The 15,438-nt window shown below is 66.8% G+C and carries 15 protein-coding genes and 1 pseudogene; 8 read left to right on the top strand and 8 right to left on the bottom strand.

The features are described from left to right. Positions 1-15: 15 nt before the first annotated feature. The 3 genes from GM1_RS07215 to GM1_RS07205 all read left to right on the top strand — a co-directional run bounded on the left by GM1_RS07215 (position 16) and on the right by GM1_RS07205 (position 3,151). Complete coding sequence (locus tag GM1_RS07215; protein WP_040519685.1) at positions 16-894, top strand: TIGR03619 family F420-dependent LLM class oxidoreductase; 879 nt, start codon at positions 16-18, stop codon at positions 892-894. 39 nt (positions 895-933) lie between these two features. Beyond that, positions 934-1,962, top strand: coding sequence for a fused (3R)-hydroxyacyl-ACP dehydratase subunits HadA/HadB (locus tag GM1_RS07210; RefSeq protein ID WP_008377646.1), 1,029 nt, complete (start codon positions 934-936; stop codon positions 1,960-1,962). 70 nt (positions 1,963-2,032) lie between these two features. Next, the gene (locus tag GM1_RS07205; RefSeq protein WP_008377644.1) at positions 2,033-3,151 is read left to right on the top strand and encodes a DUF5685 family protein; all 1,119 of its coding nucleotides are present in this window, start codon (positions 2,033-2,035) and stop codon (positions 3,149-3,151) included. Positions 3,152-3,157: 6 nt separating this feature from the next. On the opposite strand, the gene GM1_RS07200 is transcribed toward GM1_RS07205, so the two are convergent. The 4 genes and pseudogenes from GM1_RS07200 to GM1_RS07180 form a co-directional block, all read right to left on the bottom strand. Beyond that, complete coding sequence (locus tag GM1_RS07200) at positions 3,158-3,481, bottom strand: hypothetical protein (RefSeq protein WP_008377643.1); 324 nt, start codon at positions 3,479-3,481, stop codon at positions 3,158-3,160. Positions 3,482-3,518: 37 nt separating this feature from the next. Further along, positions 3,519-3,953 (bottom strand): annotated as a pseudogene (locus tag GM1_RS23255) (hypothetical protein); the annotation flags it as partial. A gap of 392 nt (positions 3,954-4,345) precedes the next feature. Continuing rightward, positions 4,346-4,948, bottom strand: a complete 603-nt coding sequence (locus GM1_RS07190; RefSeq protein WP_008377642.1) for an ABC transporter ATP-binding protein — start codon at positions 4,946-4,948, stop codon at positions 4,346-4,348. Between the two features lie 375 nt (positions 4,949-5,323). Continuing rightward, positions 5,324-5,818, bottom strand: coding sequence for a GtrA family protein (locus GM1_RS07180; RefSeq protein ID WP_008377637.1), 495 nt, complete (start codon positions 5,816-5,818; stop codon positions 5,324-5,326). Between the two features lie 74 nt (positions 5,819-5,892). Here GM1_RS07180 and GM1_RS07175 point away from each other — a divergent pair, with 74 nt between their 5' ends. Beyond that, on the top strand, positions 5,893-7,113 hold the full coding sequence (locus GM1_RS07175) for an alpha/beta hydrolase family protein (protein ID WP_008377635.1): 1,221 nt from the start codon (positions 5,893-5,895) through the stop codon (positions 7,111-7,113). A gap of 149 nt (positions 7,114-7,262) precedes the next feature. On the opposite strand, the gene GM1_RS07170 is transcribed toward GM1_RS07175, so the two are convergent. Next, on the bottom strand, positions 7,263-7,694 hold the full coding sequence (locus GM1_RS07170) for a universal stress protein (RefSeq protein WP_008377633.1): 432 nt from the start codon (positions 7,692-7,694) through the stop codon (positions 7,263-7,265). Between the two features lie 91 nt (positions 7,695-7,785). Here GM1_RS07170 and dprE1 point away from each other — a divergent pair, with 91 nt between their 5' ends. Genes dprE1 through GM1_RS07150 form a run of 4 tightly spaced genes read left to right on the top strand, consistent with a single transcriptional unit; the run spans position 7,786 to position 12,697 of the window. Next, a complete protein-coding gene (gene dprE1, locus GM1_RS07165) occupies positions 7,786-9,204 on the top strand; it encodes a decaprenylphosphoryl-beta-D-ribose oxidase (protein WP_008377631.1) in 1,419 nt (472 codons plus the stop codon). Positions 9,205-9,234: 30 nt separating this feature from the next. After that, entirely contained in the window at positions 9,235-9,996 is a 762-nt protein-coding gene (dprE2, locus tag GM1_RS07160; RefSeq protein WP_008377629.1) for a decaprenylphospho-beta-D-erythro-pentofuranosid-2-ulose 2-reductase, read from the top strand. 6 nt (positions 9,997-10,002) lie between these two features. Then, positions 10,003-11,949, top strand: a complete 1,947-nt coding sequence (locus GM1_RS07155) for a galactan 5-O-arabinofuranosyltransferase (protein WP_008377627.1) — start codon at positions 10,003-10,005, stop codon at positions 11,947-11,949. 4 nt (positions 11,950-11,953) lie between these two features. Continuing rightward, a complete protein-coding gene (locus tag GM1_RS07150) occupies positions 11,954-12,697 on the top strand; it encodes an MBL fold metallo-hydrolase (RefSeq protein ID WP_008377624.1) in 744 nt (247 codons plus the stop codon). A gap of 118 nt (positions 12,698-12,815) precedes the next feature. Here the strand turns inward: GM1_RS07150 and GM1_RS07145 are convergent, their stop codons facing one another. The 3 genes from GM1_RS07145 to GM1_RS07135 all read right to left on the bottom strand — a co-directional run bounded on the left by GM1_RS07145 (position 12,816) and on the right by GM1_RS07135 (position 15,405). Then, on the bottom strand, positions 12,816-14,252 hold the full coding sequence (locus GM1_RS07145; RefSeq protein ID WP_008377621.1) for a DEAD/DEAH box helicase: 1,437 nt from the start codon (positions 14,250-14,252) through the stop codon (positions 12,816-12,818). A gap of 289 nt (positions 14,253-14,541) precedes the next feature. Next, entirely contained in the window at positions 14,542-14,982 is a 441-nt protein-coding gene (aroQ, locus tag GM1_RS07140; protein WP_008377619.1) for a type II 3-dehydroquinate dehydratase, read from the bottom strand. Positions 14,983-15,000: 18 nt separating this feature from the next. Beyond that, a complete protein-coding gene (locus tag GM1_RS07135; protein ID WP_008377618.1) occupies positions 15,001-15,405 on the bottom strand; it encodes an acyl-CoA thioesterase in 405 nt (134 codons plus the stop codon). Positions 15,406-15,438: the final 33 nt, after the last annotated feature.

The following is a 15,438-nucleotide window of genomic DNA, read 5'->3' as shown; positions in this document are numbered from 1 at the left end:
TCTAGTGTGGCAGTCATGCGATTCACGTACGCCGAGGCGATGACCGACATCAGTTACTACGCGCCGCTCGCGCAGGCGGCCGAGTCCGTCGGCTTCAACGGCATCACGGTGCCCGACTCCGTCGCCTATCCCGAGGAGTCCGACGCGACGTATCCGTACACACCCGACGGCGACCGTGGATTCCTCGAGGACAAGGACTTCGTCGAGACGTTCATCCAATGCGCTGCTCTCGGTGCGGTGACGACGACGCTGCGCTTCCTTCCCTTTGTGCTGAAGCTTCCGATCCGCCCTCCGGCCCTGGTCGCGAAGCAGGCGAGCTCCATCGCCGCGCTGACGAACAACCGCCTGTCCCTCGGTGTCGGCACCAGCCCGTGGCCCGAGGACTACGACATCATGGGCGTCGACTTCAAGCGCCGCGGCAAGCGCATGGACGAGTGCATGGACATCATCCGCGGACTCACCTCTCCCGGATACTTCGAGTTCCACGGCGAGTTCTACGACATCCCGAAGATCAAGATGTCGCCCACCCCGACCGAGCCGATCCCGCTGCTCGTCGGAGGCCACGCCGACCTCGCGCTCAAGCGCGCCGTGATCCGCGGAGACGGCTGGATGCACGGTGGCGGTCCGGGCGAGGAACTCGACGCCCTGCTCGACAAGATCAACAAGATCCGCAAGGCCGAGGGCAAGGAGAACGACCCGTTCGAGATCCACGTGATCTCGATGGACGCCTACACCGTCGACGGCTGCAAGCGCCTAGAGGACAAGGGCATCACCGATGTCATCGTCGGATTCCGAGTGCCCTACATCCGCGGCAACGACACCGAGCCGCTCGAGGCGAAGATTCAGAATATGACGTGGTACGCGGAGAATGTGATCGCGAAGGTCAACGGCTGACACCGACTCGCTCGTTACCCTTCGGTAGAATGGTTCCTCATGACAATCACCGGATCTGAGCGCGTCCAGGCCATCGAGGCAGCGATCGGCCAGACGTACACCACCCAGGACTATTACGAGGTGGGCCGCGAGAAGATCCGCGAGTTCGCACGGGCGTTGCACGACGACAACCCGGTCCACTGGGACGAGGCCAAGTCTGCCGACGCCGGGCACGACAAGCTGCTGGCGCCGTTGACGATCGTCGTCCTCGACGGCACCAAGGCGCAGGCTCAACTGTTCGACACGGTGGTGCCCGGCGACCTGCTCAAATCCGGTGTCCTCCAGGTGGAGCAGAGGTTCATCTTCCACAAGCCGATCACGGCGGGCGACCGCTTGAAGTCGGACGTGTCGATGGACTCCTACAAGTCGGTCGCTGGTGCGGAGCTGTTCACCGGCAAGACCGTGATCCGCGACCTCGACAAGGGCGTCATGCAGGAGTCGTGGACCACGCTCGCAGGTCCCGGTGAGACCGGAGACGGCCTCACCGCCGAGTTCATCTCGATGGTCGACGACGTGATGTTCTCGCCGACCGCGTCGCATGAGCTGCCGCTCGTGCCTGCCGAGGCCGCCGAGATCCCCGAGCCCGGCTCGCATGCCTTCGCCTACGGCGCGATCCCGTTCGATTCGGTCAGCGAGGGTCAGGAGATCCCGCCGCGCACCCAGCGCTTCACGCGCGGCGATCTTGTCAACTACGTCGGTGTGGCGGGCGATCCGAACCCGATTCACCACAGCGACGAGCTCGCCGCGGCGGCCAAGCTCGACTCCGTCGTCGCCCAGGGAATGCTGACTCTCGGCACCGCCGCGGGTTACCTGTCGGCGTTCGTCGGCGATCCGGCGGCGTTCATCGAGCTCAGTGCGCGTTTCTCGAGCGCCGTGTACGTGCCGCCGACCGAGGCCGCGGTTGTCGAGTACACCGCGAAGATCAAGACGCTGTACCCGGAGACCAAGCGCGGCCTGATCACGTTCGGCGCTTCGGTCAACGGCAAGCGCGTGTTCGGCAAGTGCACGGCGCTGGTCCAGTTCTCCTGACCTGCACCACTCGTCGATCGATCGGATGAGCCTCCGCGCGCGAGCGGCCGACCTGCACTAAGTTCGTTCCATGTTCGGTCTCCTCACGCCCTGCGGGCATCTTCTGGACGACGAGTTGCGCGACGAATGGCGCGCCCATCTATGTGGGCTGTGTCTGTCGCTGCGCGACGGGCACGGGCAGTCGGCGAGACTGACCACCAACACCGACACGGTGATGCTCTCGGTGCTCGCCGCCGCGCAGCGGGTACCGGTGGCCGATACCCGGACGGCGGGGCGCTGTGCTCTGCGCGGCATGCGTCGGGCCGATGTCGTGGTGGCCGCCGATCCCGGCGTCAGGCTCGCTACCACAGCATCGTTGACCTTGGCGGCGGCCAAGGCACGCGACGTTGTCGCCGAACAGCAGTTGGGCTTGGCAGCTCGGTCGCCGATCAGATCCCGAGCTGCACGGGTGGCGTCGAAGGCGCTGCGGGCGCGCGCGGACCGTGCGGAAACCGCCCTCGACGTCGACTCCGTGTTGACTGCCCTCGATCGGCAGGCCGGTCTCGAAGCATCACACGCGGACCTCAACGCCCTCACCGAACCGACGGCCACGGCGTGCGCCGAGGTCTTCGCGGCGAGTGCAGACCAGGCCGGTGCTCCCGAGAATCGGGACGTGTTGTCCGCGATCGGCGCCGACTACGGGCGGCTCGCACACCTGCTCGACGCCGTCGACGACCGCGACGATGATGCGCGGGCCGGAGCGTTCAACCCGCTGATCTCAACCGGGACGTCCGACGAGCAGGCCCTGCAGCACGCCGGGATGCTGGCCGACCGAATCGCCGAGCGCTATGAGCAGCTCGCACTGCACGACGACCGGCTGCTCCGAATCCTCCTGGTGAAGGGCGTCGCCCAGGCGGTCCGGCGCAGAGGTCATCTCCGGGCTCATCGCCACATCGAGATCCTCGGTGCCGGCCAGACGACATGGCCGCCGTTCCGGCCTCCGACGTGGCCGGAAGGCTGGCCGTATCCGCCTCCGTTCCCGCCGAACCGGAGGTTCCACCAGCGGATCCTGCCGTTCGTCGGCAACTCGTTCTGCGGTGCGGGCTGGTTCCGCGACCACTGGAATCACTGCAGCGACAAGTGGGTCGATCCGTCATGCAACGACTGCGACGACTGCTGTGATTGTTGCGACTGCTGCGATTGCAGCTGACATCAGTCAAAGGAGTCTGCCTGCGATGAGGGCAGTCACGACTGTCAGCATCGGACCACGAAGCTGTGCAGTCAGCAGCGCCGGTTGGAAAGTCGCACCGGTCAGAACGCCGTCTGTGACGGCAGGCGAACCATAGGGCAACGCGGGCCGCGTCGCCCGTCGGATCACCGCTGCGACCGCCCCAACCACCAGGACGGCGCCCGCCGCAGGCCCGATGCCAACGCCGAACCCGACGCACAGCGCCGACAATGCGGTCGCCAGGCCTGGAATGACGCAGTGCGCAGCTGTGATCTCGGCATCCGACACCCCCGAATGCCCGACGGAGCGCACGGTCGGACGTCGACTTCAGGCCTCCGGACGTTGCGTTTCCCGCACAGGTCACTGCAATGGTCGACACCAATAGTGGGACGTGATGGAACTCCAGAACGATCGGCACCAGCACTGCGACTGCGGTCCAGGCCGCCCACCGAACGAGTTGTTCAGGGTGCCGGGCGAGTCGGCGCAGGTCCGCCGTCACGAACGCAGAGAGCGGTCCGGACGACAGGCGGCCCGCGGTGGCCGCCTTCCGTGACTTCCACCGCGTGACACGCGCATCGTCGATCCAACTGCCGTCCATCATGGTGACCGCGAGTCCAACGGCGCCCGCGTATCCGTCGCGCGGTGCGAACGTCCGACGATGGAGCCGCCCCGGAGACCAGGCCGTCCGGCGAGGCCTGCGACCACCGATTCGACTGTCGCGCGAGAGCTGAGCGGCGTACGCCGCCCCGACACCGACCAATCCTGCACCGGCGCCCAGTGGCATCAGAATCCACACGTGTGACGGCATGACCAACACCGCCGCACCAGCGGCTCCCAACGACACCGTCGTCGCCACAATCACTGATGCCGCCGCCCGCCGTGCGAGCACCGGCACTCGCGAAGCAGGGCCGGACAGCGCCCACTGCGCTGCCTCCCGGCTCACCCGGACCGGTCCCCATGTCGCCGCGAACCGTCCGACTACCAGCGCGATCACCACGACGACGACGCCTGTCACCAGCCCCGTGTGGGAGTCGGCCCACGCCGACAGCTCGACAACCGTCGCCACTCGGGCCGGTGCGAGGACCCAGGATGCGATGCCGCCACCGACCCCGACGATGAGAACCAGATCGATCACCGACACATCGTTCCGGCTCATCCACGACTTTCGGCGGGCGGTCATCCGAGATCGACCAGTACGTCGGCCCGGTCAGCGAATTCCCGGCTGTGCGTCGCCATGACCACGGCTGCCCCGCGCGCTGTCGCAGCAGCCACGGCTTGGGCGACCCAGGTCTGGCCGTCAACGTCGAGGCCGCGTTCGGGCTCGTCGAGAACGATGAGCCCGGACGGCCTGATGAGCGTTGCCACCAACGCGAACCGCTGGCGCTGCCCGGTCGACAGGGTGTGCGGGAATCGATCAGCGAGGTCGCCGATGCCGGCATCGATCAGTGCTGCGTCCACGTTGGGGCGAACTCCGTGCGACGCACAGAGCAGGTCGAGATGTTCACGGACCGTCGAGTCGTAGAAGACGGCCTGGTCGCCGAGTTCCGCGGCGACGATCGCTCGGAAGCCCTGCGAACGGTCATTCGGGGTTCGCCCGTCGATGAGGACTGTGCCCTCATCGAGATGGTCGTCGTCGACGATGATGCGCAACAGCGAACTCTTGCCGACACCGTTGGGGCCGACAACGGCAGCGCATTCGCCTCGTTCGACGGTGAAGGTCAGTGCAGTGAACAGGGGCTGGGCGCCGATGCGCCGGGTCGCGTACGTGACGGACAGCATGTGGTTCTCCTCCGGATGGTGTGATGAGCGGTTACGCCCACACCCCCGGGGCCCGGGGTCCGGAGAGGAACACCGCATCCACTTGCCGACTCGGATGTGACGGGATGCGTGGTCGCGACAACGGACGGGGCCGCGGTGTGACCCCTGCGACCAATGCGGTCAGTATTGCCCTCACGGCAGCGATCCGAGCAAGCCCGAAACCTGCTGCCAAAGTGCCGACGGCCACGACGACCACAGCTGCGGGGAGAAGTCCGCCCGGCAACTGGGCAGTGAGATCAGCCGCCATCGCGGCGATCGACGAGACCGCAGCGAGGATCACGAACGCCACAATCGATCTAGGCGTCCCGGTGTGATCTCTCAGCAGTCGGTCCATGGTCACTTGATCTTGAAGATCACTGCCCGCTGGACGATGAAGTTGATGGCGGTCGCGACGCCCTGCGCGATGCAGAAAGCGAGCGCGACCATGAGGAACGCGGTCCCCCACTCGTGCATCAGCCAGTTGTAGAGACCGACGTTGACGAAGAACGTCACGGCGTACAGCAGGACGACGGCGACGAATCGGGCCTTGCTCGGTTCCGCACGGAACGTCCACCGACGGTTGATGAGGTAGGCGATCGTCGTGCCGAGGATGAAGCCCGCGGCTTTCGCCAGCCAGAACGGGGCGCCGAAGGCTTCCTGGAGCAGCAGAGTGAGACCGAAGTCGAACACCGCAGACAGTGCGCCGGTCGCGACGAAGCGGATCAACTGCGTCTTGAGGTCGACGCTTGTCGACGCCTCCTCGTCGTCGAACGGCAACTCGATCGGCATCGGGGCATGGCGAGTCGCGAAGTCGTCGTGCGACAGGTGTTCACCAGGTGTTGAGTCGGGCACCGATTCAGGGTAGCCGCCCAAACTGAGCGGATCCGTTATGAATGCGTTGTGACGCAGGTCTAATGTCAATCGCTATGAGCTTCTCCACTCGTTCTCGGTTCTCGCGTGCGCTTGTCGCCGCAGCTCTCGCGGTCGTCGCGGCGGCGAGCACCGCCCTTGTCGCTCCGCAGGCGCATGCGGAGGACGCTGCGACCGGTGCGCCGGTGTGGTCCGGTCTGGACGCGAGGGCCTACAACGGTCCGATCGGCGCGCACGGCACCCTGATCTCGAAGACCCCGCTCGAGCAGTCGGTGACACTGCCTGCCGCAGGCCAGGCCTACCGTGTCCTGTACGCGTCGACCGACGTCCACGGGAAGCCCGCGGTGAGCACGGGCGCGATCTTCCTGCCGAAGCGTCCCGCACCGAAGGGCGGATACAAGGTGCTCGCCTGGGCGCACGGCACCGTCGGCCTGGGCGACAACTGTGCTCCGTCGGCACAGCCCCGAAGCGAGCGCGACGTGGCGTACCTCGGACACTGGCTGAATCAGGGATACGCGGTCGTCGCCACCGACTACGTCGGCCTCGGCACTCCCGGACTGATGAGCTACCTGAGCGGCGCAGTGCAGGCGTCGTCGACCGTCGACTCCGTCATCGCCGCACAGAAGGCGGGCCTGCCGCTCAGCCGGACCTGGGCGATCGTCGGACAGTCGCAGGGTGCCAGCGCCGCCCTCAACGCGGCTCGACGCGCGACGTCGATCTCGCGAGGCTCCGGCCTCGACTACCGCGGAGTGGTCGCGACCGGCACCCCCGCCAACATCGAGCACATCGTGTGGCAGGCCGGTCCGTCGTTCCCGCCGATCGGCATGCCTGCCGGACTGTCGACGTACTCGGCGTACATCCTCGCCGGATTCGGCGACGCGCGCCCCGACCTGCACCTCGACCGCATCTTGAGTGCCAAGGGACGCAGCGTCGTCGCCCAGGCGAAGACCCTCTGCTACCCGGAACTGCACGCCACGATGGCCGGCGCGAAGGTCAACACCTGGTTCACCCGCCCGATCTCCTCGATCCCGGGCGTCCAGGCCGCCCTCGTCAAGTACATGAGCACGCCGTACTCGGGCTACGACCGCCCGATCTTCCTCGGTCAGGGGCTCAAGGACATGGACGTCCCCGCACCGTCTGCACTGTCGCTGTACGCCCAGATGCGGGCCGCCGGACAGCCCGTCGACCTGCACGTCTACCCGACACAGGACCACTCCGGAACGGTCCTCGCGTCGATGAAGGACTCCACACCGTTCCTCGCTCGCATCATGCGCTGACCCTGCTGGCTGCTCCTTGAGCGAACGAAGTGAGTCGAAAGGTCCTTCGTCACGACCTTTCGACTCGCAAGCTCGCTCAAGGAGCAGTGGGTCGCGCCTCGCGCAAAGAGCAGAGAGGGACCTTCACGGAGCAGTGGGGCGTGTCTCGGTCAGGGAGCAGTGGGGTCCTCGGGCGCGGCGTCCACCGGCGCCGCGGTCGCTCTGTTCGGCTTCACGACCAGGATCGGTTTGCTGCACTCGATGAACAGGTATTGCGACGTCGACCCCATGAAGAGTTTCCCGACCTGAGTGCGGCGGCGCATCCCGATCACCAGGACGTCGGCGTCGTCGGCGTCCATCGCGCGCAGCAGTTCCTCGGACGGGTCTGCCCCGATCGGCTGCCTGATCTCGAACTTGATGCCCGACCGGGTCAGGCGCGCCTGCACCTCGGCGATCTCATCGGCGTCGACCATCCGCTGCCCGCGTCCGGTCGACACCGCGTTGATCAGCAGCATCGACGTGTCCCGGACGGTTGCTTCGACGATGCCCTGTTCCAGGCAGGCTCGGCCCGCTGAACCGCCTGCATATCCGACGACGATCATGCGTTTCCTTTCGAACCCCTCTGATCAAAGAATGTAGACGACCGTCACGACAGGGACCTTCTGACGTGACGGGCGGGTAACCTCTACTTCGATGACGAACACAGACCTTCTCCCGATCCAGACCCGCACGCTGATGGGCTGGGGGCGGACCATGCCGACGCAGGCGCACGTGCTGTCGACGCCGTACCCCGAGGTCATCGCCGACGCCGTCGCACGCGTCGCGGACCACAACGCCGACAAGCCGTCGTACCTCAAGCGCGGAGTCATCGCGCGTGGTCTCGGTCGCTCGTACGGCGAGAACGCTCAGAACTCGGGCGGCCTCACCATCGACATGACCCAGCTGACGCGGATCTACAGCATCGATGACGAGACCGCCATCGTCGACCTCGACGCGGGCGTCGACCTCGACACGCTGATGCGCGTCGCCCTGCCGCACGGCCTGTGGGTTCCCGTTCTGCCAGGCACCCGCCAGGTGACGATCGGCGGCGCCATCGGCTGCGACATCCACGGCAAGAATCACCACAGCTCGGGTTCCTTCGGCAATCACGTCGTCGAGATCACCCTGCTCGTCGCGTCCGGCGAGATCCTCACCCTCACACCCGAGGGAAGCAGCGACGACCCCGACGCATCGATCTTCTGGGCGACGGTCGGCGGCATCGGCCTCACCGGCATCATCCTCCGCGCCAAGATCAAGATGACGCGCACCGAGACCGCCTACTTCATCGCCGACGGCACCGTCACAAAGAGCCTCGACGAGACCATCGCGCTGCACATGGACGGCTCCGAGGAGAACTACACGTACAGCTCCGGCTGGTTCGACGCGATCAGCAAGCCCCCGCGCCTGGGCCGTGGAACGTTCTCACGTGGCAGCCTCGCCCGCCTCGACCAGCTGCCGGACAAGCTCGCGAAGGATCCGCTGAAGTTCGACGCGCCCACACTCGTCAACTTCCCCGACATCTTCCCCAACGGCTTGGCCAACAAGATGAACTTCTCGATGGTCGGCGAGGCGTACTACCGCATGGGCGGCAACTACCAGGGCAAGATCCAGAATCTGACGCAGTTCTATCACCCGCTCGACCTGTTCGGTAACTGGAACCGCGCCTACGGTTCGAAGGGCTTCCTGCAGTACCAGTTCATCGTTCCGCCGGAGGCCGTCGAAGAGTTCAAGGGCATCATCTACGACATCCAGGCATCCGGACACGTCAGCTTCCTCAACGTGTTCAAGCTGTTCGGCGAGGGCAATCAGGCTCCGCTGAGCTTCCCGATGCCCGGCTGGAACATCTGCGTCGACTTCCCGATCAAGCGCGGCCTGCACGAGTTCGTCTCCGAGCTCGATCGCCGCGTCATGGAGATCGGCGGTCGGCTCTACACAGCGAAGGACTCGCGGACCACCGCGGAGACCTTCCACGCCATGTACCCGCAGGTGGACGAGTGGATCGCGACCCGTCGTCGAGTGGACCCGAATCAGGTGTTCATGTCCGACATGGGCCGTCGTCTCGAACTCGTCTGACCGCTGCACAACACAAGAAAGCAGATCCACATGTTCAACGCCGTCGGCGTTCCGCAGTCCATCCTGATCCTCGGCGGGTCGTCTGAGATCGGCCTGGCCATCGCATCGGAGTTCCTCACCAAGGGACCGATGCGCGTGGTCCTGGCGACGGTCCCGAACGATCCCGCGGCGCAGGCCGCTGTCGCGCAGATGACCGATGCCGGCGCGTCGTCCGTCGAGCAGATCGACTTCGACGCCCTCGCCACCGACTCGCACCGCGACGTCATCGAGAAGGCGTGGGCGAACGGCGACATCGACGTCGCGATCGTCGCGTTCGGCATTCAGGGTGACGACGAGCAGGCCTGGCAGGACCAGAAGCTCGCCGTGCTCGAGGCGAACATCAACTACACCGCGGCCGTGTCGGTCGGTGTGCTCCTCGGCGAGAAGATGCGCGAGCAGGGCCACGGCCAGATCATCGCGATGAGCTCGGTCGCCGGTGAGCGCGTCCGCCGCTCCAACTTCGTGTACGGCTCCACCAAGGCCGGACTCGACGGCTTCTACCTCGGTCTCGGCGACGCACTGCGCCCGGAGGGTGTCCGCGTCCTGGTGATCCGCCCCGGTCAGGTCCGCACCCGACTGTCGGCGCACGTCGCCGAAGCGCCGTTGACCGTCAACAAGGAGGACGTGGGACGTCTCGCGGTCGCCGCCGTCGACAAGGGCAAGGAGATCGTCTGGGTTCCGGGCCCGTTCCGGTTCATCATGATGGCGCTGCGCCACATCCCGCGCCCGGTGTTCCGCAAGCTGCCCATCTGATCACCCGTGCAGTCCACCGCCCCGACACAGATCCTGAAGAACCGCCGCCTGCGCGACGTCGTTGAACTCGGCGGCGCAGTCGTACTGGCCGCGATCGCCGCCTACGTCGGCCTCAAGGTGATCGGGGCGGTCGGATGGCCCGCGTTCAACACGTCGAATGTGACGCGGGCCCTCACCACCCTCGGCCAGGGTGTCACGATCGTCCTGGCAGCAGTAGCCGTGATCGCGTACCGGTACGGCCGGTCTCCGCTGGTCACGTCGCTGGTGTCGTCCTTGGCGTCGGCATTGCTGGTGGTCGTCACCCTCGGCATGCCGCTCGGCGCCACGAAGCTGTATCTGTTCGGTCTGTCGGTCGATCAACAGTTCCGGACCGAGTACCTGACCCGTCTCACCGACAGCCCGCATCTCGCAGACATGACGTACGACGGTCTGTCGCCGTACTACCCGGCGTCGTGGTTCTGGTTCGGCGGACGGTTCGCGAATCTCGTCGGGCTGCCAGGGTGGGAGGCGTACAAGCCGTGGGCGGTCCTGTCGATCGCGGTCGCGGCGGCCCTGGGCACCGCGTTGTGGAACCGGATGGTCGGCGTCGGCGTCGGCACCGCAGTCGGCCTCGCGTCGACTGCTGTCGCCATCGCCTACGCCTCCCCCGAGCCGTATTCGGCGACGCTGATCCTCGTCGGCGTGCCGATGATGGTCGTCGCCGCGTCGACGATCCGGGGTCGCGGGCGTCTCGCCGACGGCCCGTCGACGATCGGTGAGACGAATTGGCTGGCGGTGGCTGCCGTCGGGGTGTTCCTCGGTGTGTCCGCCACCGTGTACACGCTGTACACGGCGTTGTTCGCCGGAACCGTCGTGCTCATGGCGCTCGGCGGCCTCGGTCAGATCTTCCTGTCGACCCGGAACTCCGCCGTCGACTCCTCCGCGGACGCCCGCCCGCGCTACCTTGCGGTGATCGTGCGTCTCGCCGCCGTCGGCGTCCTCTCCGGGCTGATCGCACTCATCGTGTGGGGTCCGTACCTGCTGGATCGCATCTCGACCACCGTCCCGGTGTCGGGGAGCGCCGAGCACTACCTGCCGGAGAACGGCGCGATCCTCGGTCTGCCGATGTTCCAGACCAACCTGATCGGCCTGCTCACCCTCGTCGGTCTCGTCTGGGTGCTGCTGCGTGCACGGCAGCGGACCGTCGCCGCCTCGCTCGGTTGGACCCTGTTGGGCGTTGTCGGCCTGACCGCGATGTCACTGGCGTTGACGGCGATCGGCACCACTCTGCTGTCATTCCGTCTCGAGCCGATCACCGCTGTTGTGCTGGCCGCGGGCGGCACGTTCGGGATCGTCGAACTGTCGCGGCTCGCCGTCCGTCGTTTCGGTGATGTCCGCACGGTGATCGGTGTGCTCGCGGCGGTGTTCGCGATCGCCCTCACTCAGGCGATTCCCGCGCACCTCTCGTCGGAGATCACCACCGCCTACACCGACACCGACGGGTCGGGACAACGCGCCGACCAGCACCCGGCAGGCGCCGAGTCCTATTACCCCGAGATTCACCGGCTGATCCGCGAGCAGACCGGCCGTCCGGCGAATCAGAACGTGGTCCTGACCGCCGACTTCGGTTTCCTCTCGATCTACCCGTACTGGGGTTTCCAGGGCCTGACCTCGCACTATGCGAATCCTCTCGCCGAGTTCGACAAGCGCGCCGCAGCGATCGAGGGATGGTCCAAGGCCACGTCGACCGCCGAACTGATGACCAAGATGTCGGCCACGCCGTGGCGCAAGCCCGACGTGTTCCTATTCCGCTACAGCGCCGACGGCTACACGCTGCGCCTCGCGAAGGACGTGTTCCCGAACGATCCGAACGTCAGTCGTTACAACGTCACGTTCTCGCCCGTCGTGTTCGACGATCCGGCCTTCACCGTCACCGAGGTCGGGCCGTTTGTGCTCGTCGTGAGAAAGGGCTGACACCGTGGCCTCGTTGACCGTCTCGTCGATCACCAACGGCGACGTCCGGACCCACTTCGTCTCGACGGCGGCGGTCAACTGGGTGATCCTGCAGGACGATTCCGGCGTCACTCTGATCGACGGAGGCTACCCGGGACACGCGTCTGCCGTCGTCGAGTCGCTGACACAGATCGGGAGCGCTCCGGAGGAGATTCGGGGTGCGCTGCTGACCCACGCGCACGTGGACCATCTCGGCGGCATCGCCGCTCTTCGGCGCGGTCATTCGTTCGACGTGTTCGCCGACCCCGAGGAGGTCGGCCACGCACGCCGGGACTTCCTCGAGCAGGCCTCACCTGCGGACATCGCCAGAATCGCGTACCGACCGAGCGTGCTGCGGTGGTTGAGTGAGATCGTTCCGCTCGGCGCGCTCGACAAGTCGGGCATCGCGGATGCGCTGCCTTTCACTGATCTGTCAGCACTTCCCGGCGCACCGGTGGCGGTGCCGACCCATGGCCACACACGCGGCCACAGCGCGTTCGTCGTCGGCGGCGGCGAGGTCGCGGTCACCGGAGACGCCCTGGTCAGCGGCCATATGATCTCGACCGTGGCTGGACCTCAGTGCCTAGGTCACGTGTTCACTCACGACGTCCCTGCGAATGAGGACGCGGTGGCGTCCCTGGCCGCCCTCGACGCGACGGTTGTGATGCCGGGCCACGGCCCACTGCTCCGCGGCGACATCGCAGTCTTCGTCGAGCAGGCGCTCACCTAGTCGTCGCTTGACTCGCTTCGCGCGGCGTTCGACGACACACGCGGAAGTCCGCGGGGCAGAACGCTCGTGAACCCAGCACCACACCCCTCGATCAGTGCTGGGTCCACGAGCGACGTTCTCAGCGGGCGGCGGGAGCGCCTGCGGGGCGACGCGCGCTGCGCCGACGGCGCGGGTTGCCGGCTGCGGTGCCGTGCTCGCGGGTCGATGACTGCTCGCCGCGTCCACTTCCCTGACGCTGCCCCTGGCTCTGACCCGAGCCCTGCGACTGCCCCGAACCGCCACGACGACCACGACCGGTGCCACGCGAGCCGCGACCCTGACCGGACCGCGACTGGTTCTGGCCCGAACGCTGCTGCTGGGCCGGAGCCTGCACGGGGAGGTGGCGCAGTGGCGCATGCTCGCCCACGAGGTCTGCGACGACGTCCGACGTCGCGGTCACCTGCTGGCCCGGCACCTTGATGGCGGCCTTCTGCAGCAGCTTGCGCAGATCGCCCCACTGCTCGGGCAGGCAGATCGTGACGACGTCACCCGACGAACCGGCGCGAGCGGTGCGACCCGAACGATGCAGGTACGCCTTGTGCTCGGCGGGCGGGTCCACGTGAACGACGAGTTCGACACCGTCGACGTGCACACCGCGGGCCGCGACGTCGGTGGCGACGAGGACCTTGGCGCCGTCCGGGGCCGCGAACGACGCGAGGTTCCGGTCGCGCTGCGCCTGCGAGAGGTTGCCGTGCAGGTCGACGGCCGGGATGCCGTCGGCGGTCAGCTTCTTGGCGAGCTTCTTGGCCTGGTGCTTGGTGCGGGTGAAGAGGATGCGACGGCCGGTGCCGGACGCGAGGACACGGACCAGCTCGGTCTTCTCGGCGGTGGTCCCGACGCGGAACACGTGGTGCGTCATCTGCGCGACGGGCGAGGTCGCGTCCTCCAACGAGTGCGTGACGGGGTTGTTGAGGAAGCGCTTCACGAGCTTGTCCACGCCGTTGTCGAGCGTCGCCGAGAACAGCATGCGCATGCCGCCGGCCGGGGTCGCCGCGAGGATGCGGGTGACGACAGGGAGGAAGCCGAGGTCGGCCATGTGATCAGCCTCGTCGAGCACGGTGATCTTCACATCGTCGAGGGAGACGATGCGCTGCTTCATCAGGTCTTCGAGGCGGCCGGGGCAGGCCACGACGATGTCGGCGCCTGCACCGAGAGCACGCTCCTGACGAGCCTGCTTGACGCCGCCGAACACGGTGGTCACGCGGAGTCCGACGACGTCGGCGAGCGGTTCGATCTGAGTGGCGATCTGCGTCGCGAGTTCACGGGTGGGCGCCAGGACCAGTCCGGTCGGGCGGCCGGGACGACGCTTCACGCCCGCTTCGGCGAGACGGACGACGAGCGGCACCGAGAACGCGACGGTCTTGCCGGAGCCCGTCTTGCCTCGACCGAGCACGTCGCGGCCCGCGAGGGTGTCGGGGAGCGTGTGCTCCTGGATGGGGAACGCCGAGGCCTTGCCGTCGGCGGCGAGCGCGTCGACGATGGGTGCGGGCACGCCGAGATCGGCGAATGAAGTCATGAAACAGCCTTTACGGGCAAGGATCACAGCACAGCAGAGCCCTGCCGATGTGATCGGTTGGCGAAACGCGCGAGGTGGCGTGTCGGTTCGCCGTATGAATTTTCACGCACCCAGCGATCAAGCTCATCGAGATGATCGGGGTCTGCGTGGAAGCGTTCTACGACGCACGGCGCGGCGCGCCGAATGAGGCCAGTCTACGCCACAACCCGACGGGGACCGTCATTCATGGGATGAATGCGACGGGGGACACATCTCGACTCGACCGTGCCGATGGGCGCAAGGGCATGGGTCAGCGGGCCAGGGCGGCGGCGCGGCGGACGGCGAATTCGTAGCCGTCGACACCGAACCCGGCGATCACCCCGGACGCGATCGGCGAGATGTACGAATGGTGGCGGAACGCCTCGCGGGCGTGCACGTTGCTGATGTGCACCTCGATGATCGGCACCTCCGGGATCACCAGGGCGTCAGCCAGCGCGACCGAGGTGTGCGTCCACCCGCCGGGGTTGATCACGATCGCCGACACCTCACCGCGGGCGGCGTGGATCGCGTCGATCATCTCGCCTTCGTGGTTCGTCTGAAAAGCGCGGAGACCGAACCCCTCGTCGGACGCCGCACGCTCGGCGAGGGTGACGACGTCGGCCAAGGTGTCCGACCCGTAGACGTCCGGCTGACGCGTTCCGAGCGTGTTCAGGTTCGGCCCGTTGAGCAGCAGAATCGGCAGATCGGTCATGCCGCCAACCCTACTGCGTCACACCTCGTCGGCGTGAGCGCGCAACGCGTCCGCGATCGGGTCGGGAAGCGGCGCGGAGGTCTCCGTGTCGCGGGCGATGTTCACGTACGTGATGTCGACGTCGCAGACGGGCGTCGCCGAACACGACATCGCATACCGAAGGGCGAAGCTCGACCGTCCGACATGGCGGCAGGTCACGTCGACGTCCACGACGTCGTCGAAGTGAGTCGGCTTGCGGAAGGCTATCTCCGCCTTCACCAGCGACGGATCGAACCCGATGGCGCCGAGGTCTTGAAAGCGGTGGCCGAGTGCACGTAGGAACTCCGTCATGGCGACATCGGCGATCTCGAGATAGCGGGCGTTGAACAGGAATCCCTGCGCATCGGTCTCGTGATAGCGGATCTGATGGCGGTAGACGTGCATGACGTCCTTTCGTCGGCGGGATGCCCCGATCGG

Source organism: Gordonia malaquae NBRC 108250 (assembly GCF_000344135.1).
GTDB lineage: Bacteria > Actinomycetota > Actinomycetes > Mycobacteriales > Mycobacteriaceae > Gordonia > Gordonia malaquae.
Note: the sequence above shows the minus strand (reverse complement) of the source record. Positions and strands in the feature narration are given on the sequence as shown.

Coding starts and splice junctions, on each gene's coding strand:
- GM1_RS07215 (WP_040519685.1), top strand. CDS start 16: ATGCGATTCACGTACGCCGAGGCGATGACCGACATCAGTTACTACGCG.
- GM1_RS07210 (WP_008377646.1), top strand. CDS start 934: ATGACAATCACCGGATCTGAGCGCGTCCAGGCCATCGAGGCAGCGATC.
- GM1_RS07205 (WP_008377644.1), top strand. CDS start 2,033: ATGTTCGGTCTCCTCACGCCCTGCGGGCATCTTCTGGACGACGAGTTG.
- GM1_RS07190 (WP_008377642.1), bottom strand. CDS start 4,948: ATGCTGTCCGTCACGTACGCGACCCGGCGCATCGGCGCCCAGCCCCTG.
- GM1_RS07175 (WP_008377635.1), top strand. CDS start 5,893: ATGAGCTTCTCCACTCGTTCTCGGTTCTCGCGTGCGCTTGTCGCCGCA.
- GM1_RS07170 (WP_008377633.1), bottom strand. CDS start 7,694: ATGATCGTCGTCGGATATGCAGGCGGTTCAGCGGGCCGAGCCTGCCTG.
- dprE1 (WP_008377631.1), top strand. CDS start 7,786: ATGACGAACACAGACCTTCTCCCGATCCAGACCCGCACGCTGATGGGC.
- dprE2 (WP_008377629.1), top strand. CDS start 9,235: ATGTTCAACGCCGTCGGCGTTCCGCAGTCCATCCTGATCCTCGGCGGG.
- GM1_RS07145 (WP_008377621.1), bottom strand. CDS start 14,252: ATGACTTCATTCGCCGATCTCGGCGTGCCCGCACCCATCGTCGACGCG.
- aroQ (WP_008377619.1), bottom strand. CDS start 14,982: ATGACCGATCTGCCGATTCTGCTGCTCAACGGGCCGAACCTGAACACG.
- GM1_RS07135 (WP_008377618.1), bottom strand. CDS start 15,405: ATGCACGTCTACCGCCATCAGATCCGCTATCACGAGACCGATGCGCAG.